The organism is Massilia sp. Mn16-1_5, from assembly GCF_004798585.1.
Lineage (GTDB): Bacteria > Pseudomonadota > Gammaproteobacteria > Burkholderiales > Burkholderiaceae_D > Telluria.
The window spans coordinates 16,322-31,935 of the sequence record NZ_PPXQ01000010.1 but is presented as its reverse complement, the minus strand read 5'-3'; the positions used below and the strand labels follow the sequence as shown (position 1 = coordinate 31,935).

Below are 15,614 nucleotides of genomic sequence, written 5' to 3'. Positions count from 1 at the left end.
ACAGGGCGCGCGGCAGGGTTCAGTCGGGATTCTTCGACGGCTGCATCGTCAGCCCGATCAGGCGCGCGACCACCGAAGCAAGGTACATCAGGCCGACGAACATCTCGATGCTGGCCAGCGCGCGCGCGTGCACGGTCAGGGGGATGACGTCGCCGATGCCGGTGGAGGACAGCAGCGCGAAGCTGAGGTAATTCAGCTCGGTCCAGGTGCGCGGCAGTTCGCTGTTGACGGCCGCGGCGAAGGAGTGCGGCGCCAGCGCCTGCACCACCAGGTAGAGGTGCGTGAAACCCCAGGCCAGCAAGGTGAAGGTGGCGCCGGCGGCATACAGCTCGTCGGTGGTGACGTGGCGGTCGGCCATCATGTAGGCGATCAGGCTGCCGGCCGCGTAGAAGTAGAACAGCGCTTCGAGGGCGGACGCCCAGGCCTGCAGCACGGGCAGGTTGAGGAACATCTGGGCCGACAGCAGCGCGATGATGGGCACGGCCATGGCCACGCTGAGCCAGGTGTGGCCCGGCGTGCGCCGCACCATGCGGATGGTGAAGGTGAGGATCACGATGCCGAAGGCATTGAAGGCGATGTGGCCATAGTGGGTGCGTTCGAGGAAGGGATACAGCAGCATCCCCAGCAGCTGGGCCAGCAGCAGGATGGCGGAGGGGTGGCGGCGGGTACGGACGAGCAGGCGAAGCAGGCGCATCGGTTTCTCTTGGATGGAAGTGCGATGGCGCTATTGTAGGCAGAAGCGCGGCGGCGGCGTGCACGCGCCGTGCCGGCATGAAAAAACCCGCCACGCGGGCGGGTTTGGATGGAGCGAGGTGGCTTAGGCGGCGATGCTTTCGATGACGCCCATCTCCTCGGACGACATCAGGCGGTCGATATCGACCAGGATGATCATGCGCTCATCGACCGTGCCCAGGCCGACCAGGTAGTCGGTGTTGAGGGCGCCGCCCATGTCCGGGGCCGGCTTGATCTGGTCGGCGGTCAGCGAGATCACGTCGGACACCGAATCGACCACCATGCCCACCACGCGGTCCTGGATGTTCAGGATGATCACGACGGTGAACTGGTTATAGGTCGGCTCGCCCAGCTTGAACTTGATGCGCATGTCGACGATCGGCACGATGGTGCCGCGCAGGTTGACCACGCCCTTGACGTGTTCCGGCGCGCTGGCGATGCGGGTGACCGATTCGTAGCCGCGGATTTCCTGAACTTTCAGGATCTTGATGCCGTATTCCTCGTTGCCGAGTTTAAAGGCGAGTGCTTCGAGCACGCCATCGTTCATCAACGTGTTGTCCATGGTAGTGAGTGGAGCAGAAAAGTGAATACCGGGATTCTATATTTTTTCCGCACGGCAATAAATAGGGGAAAGCCCCGATTCGGGTTTTACACGCCCTAGTGTCTCTCCCCTGCAACGAGATTCACGGACGCGCCGCGCCGTGAAACAGCTTGGCGAAACGCCGCGCGGCGCTTTCCGGAGCGGCGTCGCCATACACGCCGGTAATCGCCGCCACCATGTCCGCCCCGCGCGCCACCAGCGGCGCGGCATGCTCCGGCGTCATGCCGCCGATGACGACCAGCGGCAAGCGCAGTTCCGTACGCGCGGTGTCCAGTATCGACGGCGCCGTGACGAAATCATATTTTTTCACGGGCGAAGGATAGAAGCCGCCAAAGGCGGCGTAGCTGGCGCCGGCTTCCTGGGCCGCATGCGCCAGCGCCAGCTGGCCGTAGCAGGAGACGCCGACGATCTTCCCGGCCCCCAGCAGCCGCCGCGCCAGCGCCGGCCCGGCGTCCGTCCCGCCCAGGTGCACGCCATCGGCGTCGAGGCGCATGCACAGGTCGAGGTGATCGTTGACGATCAGCCGGCGGCCATAACGGCGGCACAGCGCCAGCAAGGCGCCGGCCTGTTCCAGGCGCAGGGCGCCGTCCGCCTCCTTGTGCCGGTACTGGACCAGCACGGCGCCGCCGCGCAGGCCGGATTCGGTGGCGGCCAGCAGCCGGTCGGTGTCGTCCCAGTTCGGGGTAACGAGGTATAAGCCGCGCATGCGGGCTCCTTACAGTGTCGGTTGGAGAAAGCGGCGCGGGATGCGCTGCCCGGGTGCGATCGCGAAGGATTGCGCCAGCGCCGCATGGCAATAGGCTTGGGCCGCGCCGAGGGCGGCGAACATGCCCTCCCCCAGCGCCAGGCGGCCAGCGAGCGCCGCCGCCAGCGTGCAGCCGCTGCCGTGATACGCGCCGGGCAGGCGCGGCCAGCGCCAGCGCCGTACCAGCTCGCCGCCGCGGTACCAGCGGTTGACGACGAATTGGCCGTCGCCATGGCCGCCCGTGATCAACAAGTGCGGACAGGAGACGCTGCCGAGGTGACACGCCTCCGGCTCGTTCGGCAGCGCGATCGTCGCCAGCGCCAGCAACTCGGCCAGGCTCTCGACCGGATCGCCGGCACCGAGCGCGTCCCCGCGTCCGCTCGCCAGTACCGGGTCGAGCACGATCGGCAGATCCGGATCGATGGCGCGCAGGCGGCGCAGCAGGCCGGCGATTGCCTGGGCGTTGGCGCGATTGCCCGGAATGCCGATCTTGACAGCGCCGATGCTGCAGCAGTCGATCAGGGCTTCGGCCTGGCGCAGCACCAGCTCGGCATCGACCGGGCGCACGGCATGCACGCGGTTGTTGTCCTGCACCGTCAGCGCGGTCGCCACCGGCAGCGCGTGCGCGCCCTGGGCGGCGATCGCCAGCACGTCGGCCGCCAGGCCCGCGCCGCCGCCCGGATCGAGGCCGGCGAAGACCAGGACCGAGGGCACGCTCACGCGATGCGCCCTTCGAGCGGCGAAGACGGCGCGGCCGCGAAGCGCTTCGGCATGCGCCCGGCGAGGAAGGCTTCACGACCGGCCTGGACCGCCAGCTTCATCGCCCGCGCCATGCGCACCGGCTCGCGCGCATGGGCGATCGCGGAATTCATCAGCACGCCGTCGCAGCCGAGTTCCATGGCGATCGCCGCATCCGACGCGGTGCCGACGCCGGCATCGACCAGTACCGGCACCCTGGCCTGCTCGATGATCAAGCCCAGGTTCCACGGATTGAGGATGCCCATGCCGGAGCCGATCAGCGACGCGAGCGGCATCACGGCGACGCAGCCGATGTCCTGCAGGATGCGCGCCTGCACCGGATCGTCGCTGCAGTAGACCATCACGTCGAAGCCGTCGCGCACCAGCCTTTCAGCCGCCTTGAGCGTCTCCGGCATGTGCGGGAACAGCGTGGTTTCGTCGCCCAGCACTTCGAGCTTGACCAGCTTGTGCCCGTCGAGCAGTTCGCGCGCCATCTGCAGGGTGTAGACGGCATCCTTCGCGTTGTAGCAGCCGGCCGTATTCGGCAGGATGGTGAAGTCTTTTGGCGGCAGTACGTCGAGCAGGCTGGGCGCGTGCGGGTCCTGGCCGATGTTCACGCGCCGGATCGCCACCGTCACGATCTCGGCGCCGGCCGCCAGCGTGGCTTCCCGGGTTTCGTCAAGGCTGCGGTACTTGCCGCTGCCGACCAGCAGGCGCGAGCGATATGGTGTGCCCGCGATGGTAAGTAAGTCGTCGTTCATCTTGTCCTTTCAGCCGCCGCCGATGGCGCGCACGATGTCCACGCGGTCGCGCTGCGCCAGCAGCCGTCCGCTCCATTCCTGGCGCCGCACCACCTCGCGGTTGACGGCCAGCGCCACGGCCTGCCCTTCGATGCCGAGCGCGCGCACCAGGTCGTCGAGCGACTGGTCGGCAGGCAGGCGGTAGGGTTCGCCATTGAGTTCGATCTCAGTTTCAAGCGCGACCATGTTCATACCTCGCGGTACAGCTGTGCGCCGCCGCGCACGAACTCGATCGCCTTTTCCTGCATGCCCTGGGCCGCATAGGCGCGCACCTCCTGGGTGATCTTCATCGAGCAGAAATGCGGGCCGCACATCGAGCAGAAATGCGCGACCTTGGCCGACTCCTTCGGTAGCGTCTCGTCGTGGAAGGCGCGTGCCTTGTCGGGGTCGAGGCCGAGGTTGAACTGGTCTTCCCAGCGGAATTCGAAGCGCGCCTTGGACAGGGCGTTGTCGCGGATCTGGGCGCCCGGATGCCCCTTGGCCAGGTCGGCCGCATGGGCCGCGATCTTGTAGGTGATGATCCCTTCTTTCACATCCGCCTTGTCGGGCAGGCCGAGGTGCTCCTTCGGCGTCACGTAGCACAGCATGGCGGTGCCGTACCAGCCGATGTGGGCGGCGCCGATGCCGGAGGTGATGTGGTCGTAGCCGGGCGCGATGTCGGTGGTCAGGGGACCGAGCGTGTAGAACGGCGCCTCATCGCAGCCATCGAGCTGCAGGCGCATGTTCTCGCGGATCAGGTGCAGCGGCACGTGGCCCGGTCCTTCGATCATGGTCTGCACGTCGTGCTTCCACGCGACTTGCGTGAGTTCGCCCAGGGTCGCCAGTTCGGCCAGCTGGGCTTCGTCGTTGGCATCGTAGATCGAGCCGGGACGCAGGCCGTCGCCCAGGCTGAAGGCGACATCGTAGGCCTTCATGATGGCGCAGATCTCTTCGAAGTGCGTGTACAGGAAGGATTCCCGGTGATGCGCCAGGCACCATTTCGCCATGATCGAGCCGCCGCGCGACACGATGCCCGTCAAGCGCTTCGCGGTCATCGGCACGTAGGCCAGGCGCACGCCGGCGTGGATCGTGAAATAGTCGACGCCCTGCTCCGCCTGTTCGATCAGGGTGTCGCGGTAGATCTCCCAGGTCAGGTCCTCGGCCTTGCCGTTCACCTTTTCCAGCGCCTGGTAGAGCGGCACGGTGCCGATCGGGACCGGGCTGTTCCGCACGATCCATTCGCGCGTTTCGTGGATGTGCTTCCCGGTCGAGAGATCCATCACGTTGTCGGCGCCCCAGCGGATCGCCCAGGTCATCTTTTCCACTTCCTCGCCGATCGAGGACGTGACCGCCGAGTTGCCGATATTCGCGTTGATTTTTACCAGGAAGTTGCGGCCGATGATCATCGGCTCGCTTTCCGGGTGGTTGATGTTGGCCGGGATGATGGCGCGTCCGCGCGCCACCTCCTCGCGCACGAATTCGGGCGTGATCTCGGGAGGGATGGCAGCGCCAAAGGATTGGCCCGGATGCTGGCGCCCCAGCAGTTCCGCAGTACGCCGGCCCATCTCGCCGCCTTCCCTGAGCGAAGCCAGGTATTCCTTGCGGCGCAGGTTTTCGCGCAGGGCCACGAATTCCATTTCCGGCGTAACGATGCCCTGGCGCGCGTAGTGCATCTGGGTGACATTGGCCCCGCTTTTCGCGCGGCGCGGTTTTCTCGTCAATTCGAAGCGCAAGCGATCGAGCCCCGGGTCCGCCAGGCGCTGTGCGCCGTAGCTGGAACTCGGGCCAGGCAGCTCCTCGGTGTCCCCGCGCTCGGCGATCCAGCCGCGGCGCAAGGCCGGCAAGCCGCGCCGGATGTCGATCCGCGCGCCCGGATCGGTATAGGGTCCGGAGGTGTCGTAGACGAAGATTGGCGGATTGGGCTCGCCGCCGAAGCTGCTGGGGGTGTCGCTTTGCGCGATGGATCGCATCGGCACCCGGATGTCGGGGCGGCTGCCTTCGATGAAGACCTTGGTCGAATTCGGGAAGGGTGCGATGGCGGCCGTGTCCACGGTTGCGGTGGCGGCGTCAAACTCTAGTCGTGCATTCATGTGGCTCCTTTGGGCAGGAGCCAGCAAAGGAGTCGGAGGCAGTCGTCAAGCACGCACATGCTCAGTGCGGCCCGCGGCAATCTCGAAGCTTCCCTTCGCTGGCATTATCCAGATCAGGTTCAGAGGGTATTTCTCACCCGCGCACCGTCAGTGCGCAGGACCCCTAGCGATTTGCTGCCATTTCGGCAACGGGCGGATTATAGCCCAGATATCAGAGCATGGGCGGCTCCTCGTTCAATGGCAGCAACTGCAGCTCGGCGCCCACCAGCCGCACCTCGACGAAGGGCGTCTGCGCCGGTGCGATGTCCTGGGTCACGCGCGGTCCGTGCTCGACCGCCACCTCCAGCTGCACGCTCGCCGCCTGCACCGGAATATCGACCGAATCGGCGCGCGAGATCGTCCAGTCGGTGCTGACGCCGGCACGCCGGAACACCTCCTTGCCGTCGACCCGCACGCTGACCGTATCGTTCTGGAAGCCCTCGCCCAGCCTCACCCGTAAATTCATGACTCCGTTCCTCCAAAAACTAACGCAAAGCTGATCGTGATTGCTTGAACCTGCCTGCTGCTGGATTCCTGCTTCACCGGGGCCGGTTTCGCACCGTGCTTGCGCACAGCGCCAGCGCCTGCCCCTCCACAGGCCGCTACGGTAGAACTTACCGCCTTATTCTGCAAATTCACTGCCGCATTGACGTCGCGGTCGTGGACCGCCCCGCAGTCCGGGCACGTCCACTGCCTGGCACCCAGGTCCAGCCGGTCGAGCAGATGGCCGCAGATTGAACATGTCTTGCTACTCGGGTACCAGCGGTCGACCGCCACCACCCGACCGCCGCGCCAGGTCGCCTTGTAGGTCAACTGGCGGCGCAATTCATACCAGCCCATGCCTGCTATCGCACGGGCTAGGTGCCGGTTGCCCAACATGCCGCGCACGTTCAGGTCCTCAATGCCGATGGTGTGGAAGCGGCGCGCGATGCTGCTGGTGAGCTGGTGCAAGCCATCGCGGCGCAGGTTACCGATCCTGGCGTGCAGACGCGCCAACTTCAGTTTCGCTTTGGTCCGGTTGCGCGACCCCTTGACTTTGCGCGAGAGCGAGCGCGACAGCCGGCGCAGCCGCTCCAGCAGGGTTCGCAGCGCTTTCGGGCCGGTCCACACTTCGCCGTTGGACAGGGTAGCCAGCGCCGACACCCCGAGGTCGACCCCTACCGCGCCTTGGTTTTCGGCGGGCGGCAAGTGTAACGCTTCTGCGGTATCGACGGTAATGCTGACATCCCACCGATCGGCACGGCGTGAGAGCGTGGCCGAGACGATCCGGCCGGCAAAGCGCAAGGGTTCCCGCATGCGCACCCAGCCCAGCTTCGGGATCTGGATGCGCTTGGCATTGATCCGAAATTGGTCGTTGGTCAAACTGAAACGGTCGTGCTGTCCCTTCTTGCGGAACTTCGGGTGCCGCGCCCGGCGCTCGAAGAAATTCTTGAATGCTTTGCCGAGCTGGACGATCGCCATCTGCGGGGCGTTCTTCGTCACCTCTAGCATCCAGGGAAACTGCTCCCGTTTGATCGCGTTGAGCCGACGGCGCAGCGCCAGCTGGGAAGGCGCCGGCAGGGCCGGATTGGCCTTGCGCGCTTCGTATTGGCGCTGCCACTCGGCCAACGCCCAGTTGTAGGCAAAGCGCGCGACACCGGCCGCGCGCGCCAGGTAGGTCGCCTGGGCGTTGTTGGGGTCGAGACGAATACGGTGCGCGATTAGCACTGCGCCTCCTGGACAGCCTGGAGCATCCCGCCGATCACTTTCTTGTTGAACTGTGAAGAACCCTTATTCTCGATCGTTGCAGCGCGATGGGCAGACGACATCTTCCCATTGTTATGACGGCGACGTCCTCGCTGACGTTCTCGAGCCCGGTTGGATCGAGTTGCGACATGATCTTCTCCTCGGAATCCCCGCTTTGGACGCGCGGGTATCCGTGTTTGACCGCAGCAAGGGGCCGGACGATTCGTCGAGGCCGCCTGTATTCACAGGGGTTCGGGAAGCGATTAGAGGCAAATCAAGGAAGTTGACCGGGAGGGCGCCGCCAGGGCCGTGTTGCGCCGCAGCGGCCGGGATAGGCTGGCCTTGCAAGGTGACCTATAATGGTTTCTTTCGCACATTCAAACGCCATCACATCATGGAATTAGCCAAGTCTTTCGAGCCCGCCGACATCGAGCAATACTGGCGCGCCGAGTGGGAACAGCGCGGTTACTTCGCCGCCACCCTCGACGCCGACAAACCATCGTTCAGCATCCAGCTGCCGCCGCCGAACGTGACGGGCACGCTGCACATGGGCCATGCCTTCAACCAGACCGTGATGGACGGCCTGACGCGCTACTACCGCATGCGCGGCTATAACACCGCCTGGGTCCCGGGCACCGACCACGCCGGCATCGCGACCCAGATCGTGGTCGAGCGCCAGCTCGACGCCCAGAAGATCTCGCGCCACGACCTCGGCCGCGACGCATTCATCGAAAAGGTCTGGGAGTGGAAGGAAAAGTCGGGCAACACGATCACCGGCCAGATGCGCCGCCTGGGCGCCTCGCCCGACTGGCAGCGCGAATACTTCACGATGGACGAGACGCGCTCGAAAGTCGTCGCCGAAGTCTTCGTGCGCCTGTACGAACAGGGCCTGATCTACCGCGGCAAGCGCCTGGTCAACTGGGACCCGGTGCTGGGCACCGCCGTGTCCGACCTGGAAGTCGATTCGGTCGAGGAAGACGGCTCGATGTGGTACATCCGCTACCCGCTCGCGGACGGCTCCGGCTCGCTGACGGTGGCCACGACGCGCCCTGAAACCATGCTGGGCGACGTCGCCGTGGCGGTCGATCCGACCGACGAGCGCTACACGCACCTGCACGGCAAGCTGCTCAAGCTGCCGCTGACGGACCGCGAAATCCCGATCATCGCGGACTCGTATGTCGATAAAGAGTTCGGCACCGGCTGCGTGAAGATCACCCCGGCGCACGACTTCAACGACTACGCCGTCGGCCAGCGCGCGGGCCTGGCGCCGATCACGATCATGACGCTGGACGCCAAGATCAACGAGAACGCCCCGGCCCAGTACCAGGGCATGGACCGCTTCGCCGCGCGCAAGCAGATCGTGGCCGACCTGGAGGCCCAAGGCTTCCTCGAACAGATCAAGCCCCATAAACTGATGGTGCCGCGCGGCGACCGTACCGGTGTCGTCATCGAGCCGATGCTGACCGACCAGTGGTTCGTCGCCATGACCAAACCGGCACCGGAAGGCACTTTCAATCCCGGTAAATCGATCACCGAAGTGGCGCTGGAAAAGGTCGCCAATGGCGAGATCAAGTTCGTGCCCGAGAACTGGAGCACGACCTACAACCAGTGGCTCGGCAACATCCAGGACTGGTGCATCTCGCGCCAGCTGTGGTGGGGCCACCGCATCCCGGCCTGGTTCGACGAAGCCGGCAACATCATCGTCGCCCGCGACGAAGAGGAAGCGAAAGCCAAGGCTGCCGCGCAGGGCATCACCGGCGCGCTGCGCCGCGACGAGGACGTGCTCGACACCTGGTTCTCGTCCGCGCTCGTCCCCTTCTCGACCATGGGCTGGCCGGAAGAGACGCCGGACATGAAGATGTTCCTGCCCTCCTCGGTGCTGGTGACCGGCTTCGACATCATCTTCTTCTGGGTCGCGCGCATGGTCATGATGACCGCGCACTTCACCAACAAGGTCCCGTTCGAGACCGTGTACGTGCACGGCCTGGTGCGCGATTCGCAGGGCCAGAAGATGTCCAAGTCGAAGGGCAACACGCTCGACCCGATCGACCTGATCGACGGTATCGACGTCGAGTCGCTGGTGGCCAAGCGCACCGCGGGCCTGATGGACCCGCGCGCCGCCGAGAAGATCGCCAAGGCGACCCGCAAGGAATTCCCGAACGGGATCCCGGCCTTCGGCACCGACGCCGTGCGCTTCACCATGGCCAGCTACGCCTCCCTGGGCCGCAACATCAACTTCGACCTGGGCCGCGCCGAGGGTTACCGCAACTTCTGCAACAAGCTGTGGAATGCGACCCGCTTCGTGATGATGAACACGGAAGGCAAGGACTGCGGCCAGCCTGACCCGGCCGACCTGTCCCCGGCCGACCGCTGGATCATTTCGCTGATGAACCGCGTCGAGCTGGAAGTGGCGAAGGGCTTTGCCGACTACCGCTTCGACAACATCGCCTCCGCCATCTATAAATTCGTCTGGGACGAATACTGCGACTGGTACCTGGAAGTGGCCAAGGTCTCGGTCCAGCAAGGCACCGAGGCGCAGCAGCGCGCCACCCGCCACACGCTCCTGCGCGTGCTGGAAGTGATCCTGCGCCTGGCGCATCCGGTCATCCCGTTCGTGACCGAGGCCCTGTGGCAGGCGATCGCGCCGCTGGCCGGCAAGACCGGTGACTCCATCATGCTGCAGCCCTACCCGGTCGCGAATGAGGCCCTGATCAACGAGGGCGCCGAAGCCTGGATGGCGCAGCTGAAGGACCTGACCAACGCCACCCGCAACCTGCGCGGCGAAATGAAGCTGTCGCCATCGGTGCGCGTGCCGCTGATCGTCGAGCCGGGCAGCGAGGAAGACCGCGCCAACATGGCCGGCTTTGCGCCCTTCATCCAGTCGCTGGGTAAACTCGCCGAGGTGCAGATCGTCGACGCGCTGCCGGAATCGCCCGCCGCCGTCTCGATCGTCGGCACGACCAAGCTGATGCTGAAGGTCGAGATCGACGTCAAGGCCGAACGCGAGCGCCTCTCGAAAGAGATCGCACGCCTGGAAGGCGAGATCGCCAAGGCCAATGGCAAGCTGTCGAGCGAGAGTTTTGTCGCACGCGCGCCGGCCGCCGTGGTGGCGCAGGAGAAGGAACGCGTGGCGAACTTCTCGGCGACGCTGGCGAAGATGCAGGAACAGCTCGGCAAACTGGCCTGAATGGCCTGATCCGAAACGCGGCTCCGGCCGCGTTTTTTTATCCCTGTAGTGAAAGAGGCAGCATGATCCGCGACCACATGTATGTGCTGGCAGTCCACGACCTCGAACGCTCCGCCGCCTTCTACCGCGAGGCCCTGGGCTTCACCGTGCACGAGATGGGCGATCCGGGCTGGCGCATGTTCGTGCGCGATGGCTGCCGCATCATGGCGGGCGAATGCCGCGACGCGATGCCGGTGGCCGACACCGGCTTTCACTCCTACTTCGCTTATCTGGTGGTGGACGATGCCGACGCCGAATATGCGCGCGTGCTGGCGGCCGGCGCCGAGATCGTCAAGCCGCTCAAGGACGAGCCCTGGGACATGCGCGAATTCGGCCTGCGCACGGTCGACGGCCACCGCATCATGATCGGTCACGAACTGCCGGGCGTCTGAAACATCCGGCAACGCTTTTCTTGCCTGATGAGCTGCAGGGTTTGCTACACTGCGCCCAGCGACACCACAACAATGGAGACCCTACCATGCGACCACTGATCAAAGCCGGCCTGATGGCCACCCTGCTGGCCGCCAGCGCTACCGCCCTGGCCCAGAACAACTCGCCGGTCGGCGTCTGGAAGACCATCGACGACGAAACCGGCAAGCCGAAGGCCCTGGTTCGCATCACCGAGGAAAACGGCGCCCTGCAAGGCAAGATCGAGAAGCTGTTCCGCGGCCCGAACGAAGACCAGAACCCGGTCTGCAGCAAGTGCACGGACTCGCGCAAGAACCAGCCGATGGTCGGCATGACGATCGTCTCGGGCCTGAAAAAGGACGGCAACGAATACACTGGCGGCGAAATCCTCGACCCGGGAGCGGGCAAGGTCTACAAGAGCAAGGCCACGCTGCGCGACGGCGGCCAGAAGCTGGAAGTGCGCGGCTACATCGGCGCGCCGATGTTCGGCCGCTCGCAGGTCTGGCAGCGCGAACAGTAATCTGCGTTTGCCCCACACAAGCGGCCCGCGCGGCCGCTTTTTTTATCTTTATTATTGATGACGCTCTACCAAAGCTACCTCTTCCTCGCCCTGGCCATCGTGGTCGAGGTGATCGGCACCACGGCCCTGAAGGCGACCGAGAATTTCACGCGCCTGGGGCCGAGCGTGCTGACCGTGGCCTGCTACGCCGCCTCCTTCTATCTGCTGACCTTCAGCCTGAAGGTGCTGCCGACCGGGATCGCGTATGCGATCTGGTCGGGCGTGGGGATCGTCCTGATTTCGATCGTGAGCTGGATCGTCTACAAGCAAAGCCTCGACCTGGCCGCCTTGATCGGGCTGGGCCTGATCATCGCCGGCGTGCTGGTGATTAACCTGTTCTCGAAGAGCGTCGGCCACTAACCGATCGGGATCACCTTCGTCATCCTGATCGTCAGCTGCTGCTCGTTGCCGTCGGTGCTCCAGCGCTGGCGCGCTTCCAGGGTATTGTCGTCGATGCGGCGCCAGGTGAACTGGGTCGGTGCCTGCACCGGCGCGAAGGTGGCGTGCGCGGCGCCGATTTCCGAGGCGCGCCAGGTGAATTCGCCCCAGCTCGACAGCACTTCGCCGTCCAGGAAGGAAATCGTGCTGCCGTCGCTGTGCTCGGTAAAGCCCGCGTCGCTGAAGCGGCGCGAGCGGAAGGTACGCTGGTCGGGCCGGTCGTACTGCTCATAGAAGGCCTTGCCGTCCGAACTCTGCCCCTGCCAACGGCCCTCGAGAAATTGAAGCTTGCCGAAATCGTCCAGGCTGAACATACGACTCTCTCCTTGTTGCCGGCCATGCCGGATCTAACGGGGCGCGCGGCGGCGGTCGCGCGTTCTTTGCTGGGACGGCGAGCACAAGACACGCAGCGCCACCGTACGCGGCACGCCGACGAGCTGCATGAACTCGAGCGCAGGCGACATCCCGTCGGTCCTGAGCATCTTGAGGGCATCCTCGACGCGCGCGGCCAGGTAGGCGTTCGCGCGCGGATCGGACTGGGCGCTTCCCGACATTAAATAGCCTCGCTACATCCACCACTCACGCGCATCCTAGCAAAGGGGGATGGATGTGGCGCGCGCTTGCTGAACAGAAACAACGAAGCTTCGAACTATCCCACTAAGCGGTAACGCTGTGATTTTGACTGCACGATGAGGTCTTCGTAGGGTGGCGAATAGGCTAGGCGCGGAAGGTGTTCGGCTAGCCACCTGCGTGATTTTTCGACAACCATCTGGGCGCGGCCCGGGGCAGATATGCTCATCGGTTTCACGTCGTCAGGATACTCATGATAAAGATCCGCGAAGTACGGGACCAGTTCTTGCAGCACCGGTGTACCTGCGGTACAGATGCATGCTGCTGCAAACAATGAAATCCCGAGCACCGCGGTCATGTCGATATTGCTCGCCAGCGCTGCCCTCGGATCGGAGACAAATACATTCAGGAGATGATAAACGGATGACACCTTGCCCACGTCCGCCGGGAAGATTGCTTCTACGGGCTCCGGCACCGGCAACTTTTCGAGGATGTCCAGAATATTCCAGGCGGGCGGACTAGCATAGGCGGCGGTCTCGTACAATCTCCTGTGCCACCGCGGAAAGTGCAGCTCGCTACCCGGCAATTCATCAAACACGTAATCGGGCCCGAACAATAATTCGATCATCTCCATAAAGCGGTGGAACGGGTGCGCGGTGCCATCCGAATAGAGCTTGCTATGTTCGAGGATGCTCCTGAAATGATTGAAGTACGGCACCGACAGCAATACCGGCAGCAATTGAATACGGATCACTGCCTGCCCGAGCGCGCGGGCATCGTCGATCCAGCGCAGGTAGCCGCCCTCCTTGCCCGGCCAGCGATCCAGTAGTTCACGGTAAAGCGCAAGCACGCCATGCACTAGCAAGGACATCGCCTCTCCCTGCATACCCTGCGATAAATTCCACTCGAACTCAGTGCTTTCGCCATGCTTGGTCCGGGTGACCGCAGTTTGGAATCGGTGCACTTCCGCCGCCAGTTCAACCGGCCCATCAAAACCTTCTATGCGAATCGGTTCGAGATTGCGTGGTCTATCCGGTAGCGGCGGTATTGGCCCGTCCCCACCACCACCGTCGCCGCCATCGCCGCCGGCCCCACCGACATACGCGCGTCGGACGAACTCGGCGACTTCTTCCGGCGTCGCGAACGACACTTCGGTTTCTCCCACATATAGGCTCGCTTGGAAGCTACCGCGCGATGCCGCCATGGCGACCGCCAAGTTGCCAATGGCCTCCGGTTGGAAACCGGGCGGTGCAAAGAACAGGCAAGGGTTCTCGTTACAGACAAGCTCCGTTGCAGCAGTCCGCGGCGGGCGCCGTACGGCGATCGCCAAGCCTGCGCGCAGGTCGATTGCCTCGAAATGCCACCTGTTCATGTGCGACTCCGTCCGGTATGACTCACTGTGCGTACCGATACGCCCAATTCGCGTAATGCAACTTCGGCTTTCCGGCGGCGATGACTCCATAGTAGATCTTCGAGACGCGGTACCGGATTCCCCCCAGCCAGACGGGTCATGGTGAGTCCATCGGTAGCAGCATCGTGGGCAGAGATCCGCACCTCCTGAAGATCCTGAGCTTTGAACGACTGGTATTTCAGCACTTCGATGTAGTCTTCGTCACTACGTACCGCGTCGCTAACATGGGCACTGGTCCAGCGCCGGTCGGAGGGGCCGATGGTGCTGACCGCTTTAATGGTCGCGATGGCAGCCAGATCCCGGTGCCAGCTGCCGCTCCACGATTTGGCGATCGCTTGGCGCAAAGCGCTCTGCCCCTTCATTGGCGTCGACATGATTTGCTCAAGCACTGGGGAACGGACCAGATCATAGGAGTTGCGATCCAAGATAAGGTGATCTGCCCCTGCTTCAGGTCGTTTCAGGATCAGGCACATGTCGCCGTAAAACCGTACGCCAGCACCATTGACCTCAACCGCTCCAAAGTACATATCCGCAGGACAAGCAGGCGCGATTAGGGGCAAGCTGCTGTCCACCAATGTGCGGCGCCCTGGGACCCGATGTTTTGTTGAACCATCGGTCCTGAGCCTGATCGTGTCCAGGTCATAGCAATTCTTGTACGGCCGGCTGTCGCCGTTCTTGCTGGCCTCGCAGAATGCCGGAACATGGACTGAAGAGATGTTGAAGGCGATGCGTGCTCCACTGGTCGCACTTGCCTTGATATCTTCCGGGCCGAGACCGGCAATGATGCGCGTTACCGTGTCGGCGTTTGCACGCAAATAACCGATATCGGCGCCAGTACGGCGCCGTACCTGGGCATGCAGGCGTTGGACTTTATCGGTCCATGTCTGTGCATCTGGCTTGGGCGCTTTCGGCGTGTAGCGAGGTCGGGACTTCTTTTTCATTAAGTTCCTTTCGTGCAGTCATTCGCTGGTGCCTGGGGCGCCTGTGCCTGTAGCGCCTGTGCCTCTGGGGCCTGCTCCTGCCGCATTTGCTCGACGGTCTGATCGTCCTTTTTTCGCTTCGGACTGTCCAGGTTGGTTCCCGCAAAAATCGCTATGCCAACGACACCGACGACAAAGCCGGCAAACTGGCAGTACATTCCTGCCCTGCGCCAGCGGTTGATCCTCCGACGCGCCTGCTTTCCGCGCAATTTGCCAACGCCCGGTGGAAAGCTGTCCCGATATGTCCAGTCCCAGTCCTGGTAACTCTTATAAAAATGCTCCCATCCGACCATATTGACGATTCCGCCGAACATGCATACGGCAAGACCTCCCCACCCTAGCCACATGCTCCACATATGCTGCACGCTTGCAAGCTCGGGCCTGAACGTGACAGTAAATGCAAACAAGGCCGCCGCAGTGGTCAGAATCGTCTTTTGCCATTCGAGCCGATATGTATTCGCAGTTGCAATGTCGCGATGAATGGCATCAATCGTCGGCTGGTCTGACATGACTCGACTTTTCGTATCAAATAAATATTATACGATCGGTGATTCATGCAAAGTAGGTATTTTT

At 63.7% G+C, this 15,614-nt stretch carries 18 protein-coding genes and 1 riboswitch; of the genes, 4 read left to right on the top strand and 14 right to left on the bottom strand.

Translation table 11 applies throughout. From position 1 onward, the window contains the following. Positions 1–19: 19 nt before the first annotated feature. The 9 genes from C2862_RS13295 to C2862_RS13255 form a co-directional block, all read right to left on the bottom strand. Entirely contained in the window at positions 20–694 is a 675-nt protein-coding gene (locus C2862_RS13295; RefSeq protein ID WP_136220615.1) for an ion channel, read from the bottom strand. 123 nt (positions 695–817) lie between these two features. Then, the gene (locus C2862_RS13290) at positions 818–1,294 is read right to left on the bottom strand and encodes a chemotaxis protein CheW (RefSeq protein WP_229467419.1); all 477 of its coding nucleotides are present in this window, start codon (positions 1,292–1,294) and stop codon (positions 818–820) included. Positions 1,295–1,415: 121 nt separating this feature from the next. Next, positions 1,416–2,039 (bottom strand): thiamine phosphate synthase, encoded by a 624-nt coding sequence (gene thiE, locus C2862_RS13285; RefSeq protein ID WP_136220614.1) that lies wholly within the window; start codon positions 2,037–2,039, stop codon positions 1,416–1,418. 9 nt (positions 2,040–2,048) lie between these two features. Beyond that, positions 2,049–2,798, bottom strand: a complete 750-nt coding sequence (locus tag C2862_RS13280; protein WP_136220613.1) for a hydroxymethylpyrimidine/phosphomethylpyrimidine kinase — start codon at positions 2,796–2,798, stop codon at positions 2,049–2,051. Beyond that, positions 2,795–3,577, bottom strand: coding sequence for a thiazole synthase (locus tag C2862_RS13275; protein ID WP_136220612.1), 783 nt, complete (start codon positions 3,575–3,577; stop codon positions 2,795–2,797). Before C2862_RS13275 ends, C2862_RS13280 begins: the two co-directional genes overlap by 4 nt. 9 nt (positions 3,578–3,586) lie before the next feature. Beyond that, entirely contained in the window at positions 3,587–3,802 is a 216-nt protein-coding gene (thiS, locus tag C2862_RS13270) for a sulfur carrier protein ThiS (RefSeq protein ID WP_136220611.1), read from the bottom strand. 2 nt (positions 3,803–3,804) lie between these two features. Beyond that, a complete protein-coding gene (thiC, locus tag C2862_RS13265; protein WP_136220610.1) occupies positions 3,805–5,685 on the bottom strand; it encodes a phosphomethylpyrimidine synthase ThiC in 1,881 nt (626 codons plus the stop codon). A gap of 73 nt (positions 5,686–5,758) precedes the next feature. Next, positions 5,759–5,860, bottom strand: a riboswitch (TPP riboswitch). Between the two features lie 36 nt (positions 5,861–5,896). Then, complete coding sequence (locus C2862_RS13260; RefSeq protein ID WP_136220609.1) at positions 5,897–6,190, bottom strand: hypothetical protein; 294 nt, start codon at positions 6,188–6,190, stop codon at positions 5,897–5,899. Further along, a complete protein-coding gene (locus C2862_RS13255) occupies positions 6,187–7,431 on the bottom strand; it encodes an RNA-guided endonuclease TnpB family protein (protein WP_136220608.1) in 1,245 nt (414 codons plus the stop codon). The genes C2862_RS13260 and C2862_RS13255 overlap by 4 nt, the downstream gene beginning before the upstream one ends. Positions 7,432–7,843: 412 nt before the next feature. On the opposite strand from C2862_RS13255, the gene C2862_RS13250 reads away from it, so the two are divergent. The 4 genes from C2862_RS13250 (at position 7,844) to C2862_RS13235 (ending at position 12,002) form a co-directional block, all read left to right on the top strand. Further along, complete coding sequence (locus C2862_RS13250; RefSeq protein WP_136220607.1) at positions 7,844–10,636, top strand: valine--tRNA ligase; 2,793 nt, start codon at positions 7,844–7,846, stop codon at positions 10,634–10,636. 62 nt (positions 10,637–10,698) lie between these two features. After that, positions 10,699–11,067 carry a glyoxalase/bleomycin resistance/extradiol dioxygenase family protein gene (locus tag C2862_RS13245; RefSeq protein ID WP_136220606.1) on the top strand — a complete coding sequence of 123 codons (369 nt, stop codon included), beginning with the start codon at positions 10,699–10,701 and terminating at the stop codon, positions 11,065–11,067. A gap of 86 nt (positions 11,068–11,153) precedes the next feature. Continuing rightward, on the top strand, positions 11,154–11,603 hold the full coding sequence (locus C2862_RS13240; RefSeq protein WP_136220605.1) for a DUF2147 domain-containing protein: 450 nt from the start codon (positions 11,154–11,156) through the stop codon (positions 11,601–11,603). 57 nt (positions 11,604–11,660) lie between these two features. Continuing rightward, on the top strand, positions 11,661–12,002 hold the full coding sequence (locus C2862_RS13235) for an SMR family transporter (protein WP_136220604.1): 342 nt from the start codon (positions 11,661–11,663) through the stop codon (positions 12,000–12,002). Here C2862_RS13235 and C2862_RS13230 read toward each other — a convergent pair. The 5 genes from C2862_RS13230 to C2862_RS13210 form a co-directional block, all read right to left on the bottom strand. Further along, positions 11,999–12,394, bottom strand: a complete 396-nt coding sequence (locus C2862_RS13230) for a hypothetical protein (protein WP_136220603.1) — start codon at positions 12,392–12,394, stop codon at positions 11,999–12,001. The two genes, C2862_RS13235 and C2862_RS13230, sit on opposite strands and share 4 nt — an antisense overlap. 33 nt (positions 12,395–12,427) lie before the next feature. After that, complete coding sequence (locus tag C2862_RS13225) at positions 12,428–12,634, bottom strand: hypothetical protein (protein WP_136220602.1); 207 nt, start codon at positions 12,632–12,634, stop codon at positions 12,428–12,430. Between the two features lie 95 nt (positions 12,635–12,729). Beyond that, positions 12,730–14,022: a hypothetical protein gene (locus C2862_RS13220; RefSeq protein ID WP_136220601.1), complete on the bottom strand. Its 1,293-nt coding sequence runs from the start codon at positions 14,020–14,022 to the stop codon at positions 12,730–12,732. Beyond that, on the bottom strand, positions 14,019–15,002 hold the full coding sequence (locus C2862_RS13215) for a hypothetical protein (RefSeq protein ID WP_136220600.1): 984 nt from the start codon (positions 15,000–15,002) through the stop codon (positions 14,019–14,021). Before C2862_RS13215 ends, C2862_RS13220 begins: the two co-directional genes overlap by 4 nt. After that, positions 15,002–15,550, bottom strand: coding sequence for a hypothetical protein (locus C2862_RS13210; RefSeq protein WP_136220599.1), 549 nt, complete (start codon positions 15,548–15,550; stop codon positions 15,002–15,004). Before C2862_RS13210 ends, C2862_RS13215 begins: the two co-directional genes overlap by 1 nt. Between the last annotated feature and the right edge of the window lie 64 nt (positions 15,551–15,614).

Excerpts from the sequence above, each read along its gene's own strand:
- C2862_RS13295 (WP_136220615.1), bottom strand. The coding sequence starts at position 694 with ATGCGCCTGCTTCGCCTGCTCGTCCGTACCCGCCGCCACCCCTCCGCC.
- C2862_RS13290 (WP_229467419.1), bottom strand. The coding sequence starts at position 1,294 with ATGGACAACACGTTGATGAACGATGGCGTGCTCGAAGCACTCGCCTTT.
- thiE (WP_136220614.1), bottom strand. The coding sequence starts at position 2,039 with ATGCGCGGCTTATACCTCGTTACCCCGAACTGGGACGACACCGACCGG.
- C2862_RS13275 (WP_136220612.1), bottom strand. The coding sequence starts at position 3,577 with ATGAACGACGACTTACTTACCATCGCGGGCACACCATATCGCTCGCGC.
- thiS (WP_136220611.1), bottom strand. The coding sequence starts at position 3,802 with ATGGTCGCGCTTGAAACTGAGATCGAACTCAATGGCGAACCCTACCGC.
- thiC (WP_136220610.1), bottom strand. The coding sequence starts at position 5,685 with ATGAATGCACGACTAGAGTTTGACGCCGCCACCGCAACCGTGGACACG.
- C2862_RS13260 (WP_136220609.1), bottom strand. The coding sequence starts at position 6,190 with ATGAATTTACGGGTGAGGCTGGGCGAGGGCTTCCAGAACGATACGGTC.
- C2862_RS13250 (WP_136220607.1), top strand. The coding sequence starts at position 7,844 with ATGGAATTAGCCAAGTCTTTCGAGCCCGCCGACATCGAGCAATACTGG.
- C2862_RS13245 (WP_136220606.1), top strand. The coding sequence starts at position 10,699 with ATGATCCGCGACCACATGTATGTGCTGGCAGTCCACGACCTCGAACGC.
- C2862_RS13240 (WP_136220605.1), top strand. The coding sequence starts at position 11,154 with ATGCGACCACTGATCAAAGCCGGCCTGATGGCCACCCTGCTGGCCGCC.
- C2862_RS13235 (WP_136220604.1), top strand. The coding sequence starts at position 11,661 with ATGACGCTCTACCAAAGCTACCTCTTCCTCGCCCTGGCCATCGTGGTC.
- C2862_RS13230 (WP_136220603.1), bottom strand. The coding sequence starts at position 12,394 with ATGTTCAGCCTGGACGATTTCGGCAAGCTTCAATTTCTCGAGGGCCGT.
- C2862_RS13225 (WP_136220602.1), bottom strand. The coding sequence starts at position 12,634 with ATGTCGGGAAGCGCCCAGTCCGATCCGCGCGCGAACGCCTACCTGGCC.
- C2862_RS13220 (WP_136220601.1), bottom strand. The coding sequence starts at position 14,022 with ATGAACAGGTGGCATTTCGAGGCAATCGACCTGCGCGCAGGCTTGGCG.
- C2862_RS13215 (WP_136220600.1), bottom strand. The coding sequence starts at position 15,002 with ATGAAAAAGAAGTCCCGACCTCGCTACACGCCGAAAGCGCCCAAGCCA.
- C2862_RS13210 (WP_136220599.1), bottom strand. The coding sequence starts at position 15,550 with ATGTCAGACCAGCCGACGATTGATGCCATTCATCGCGACATTGCAACT.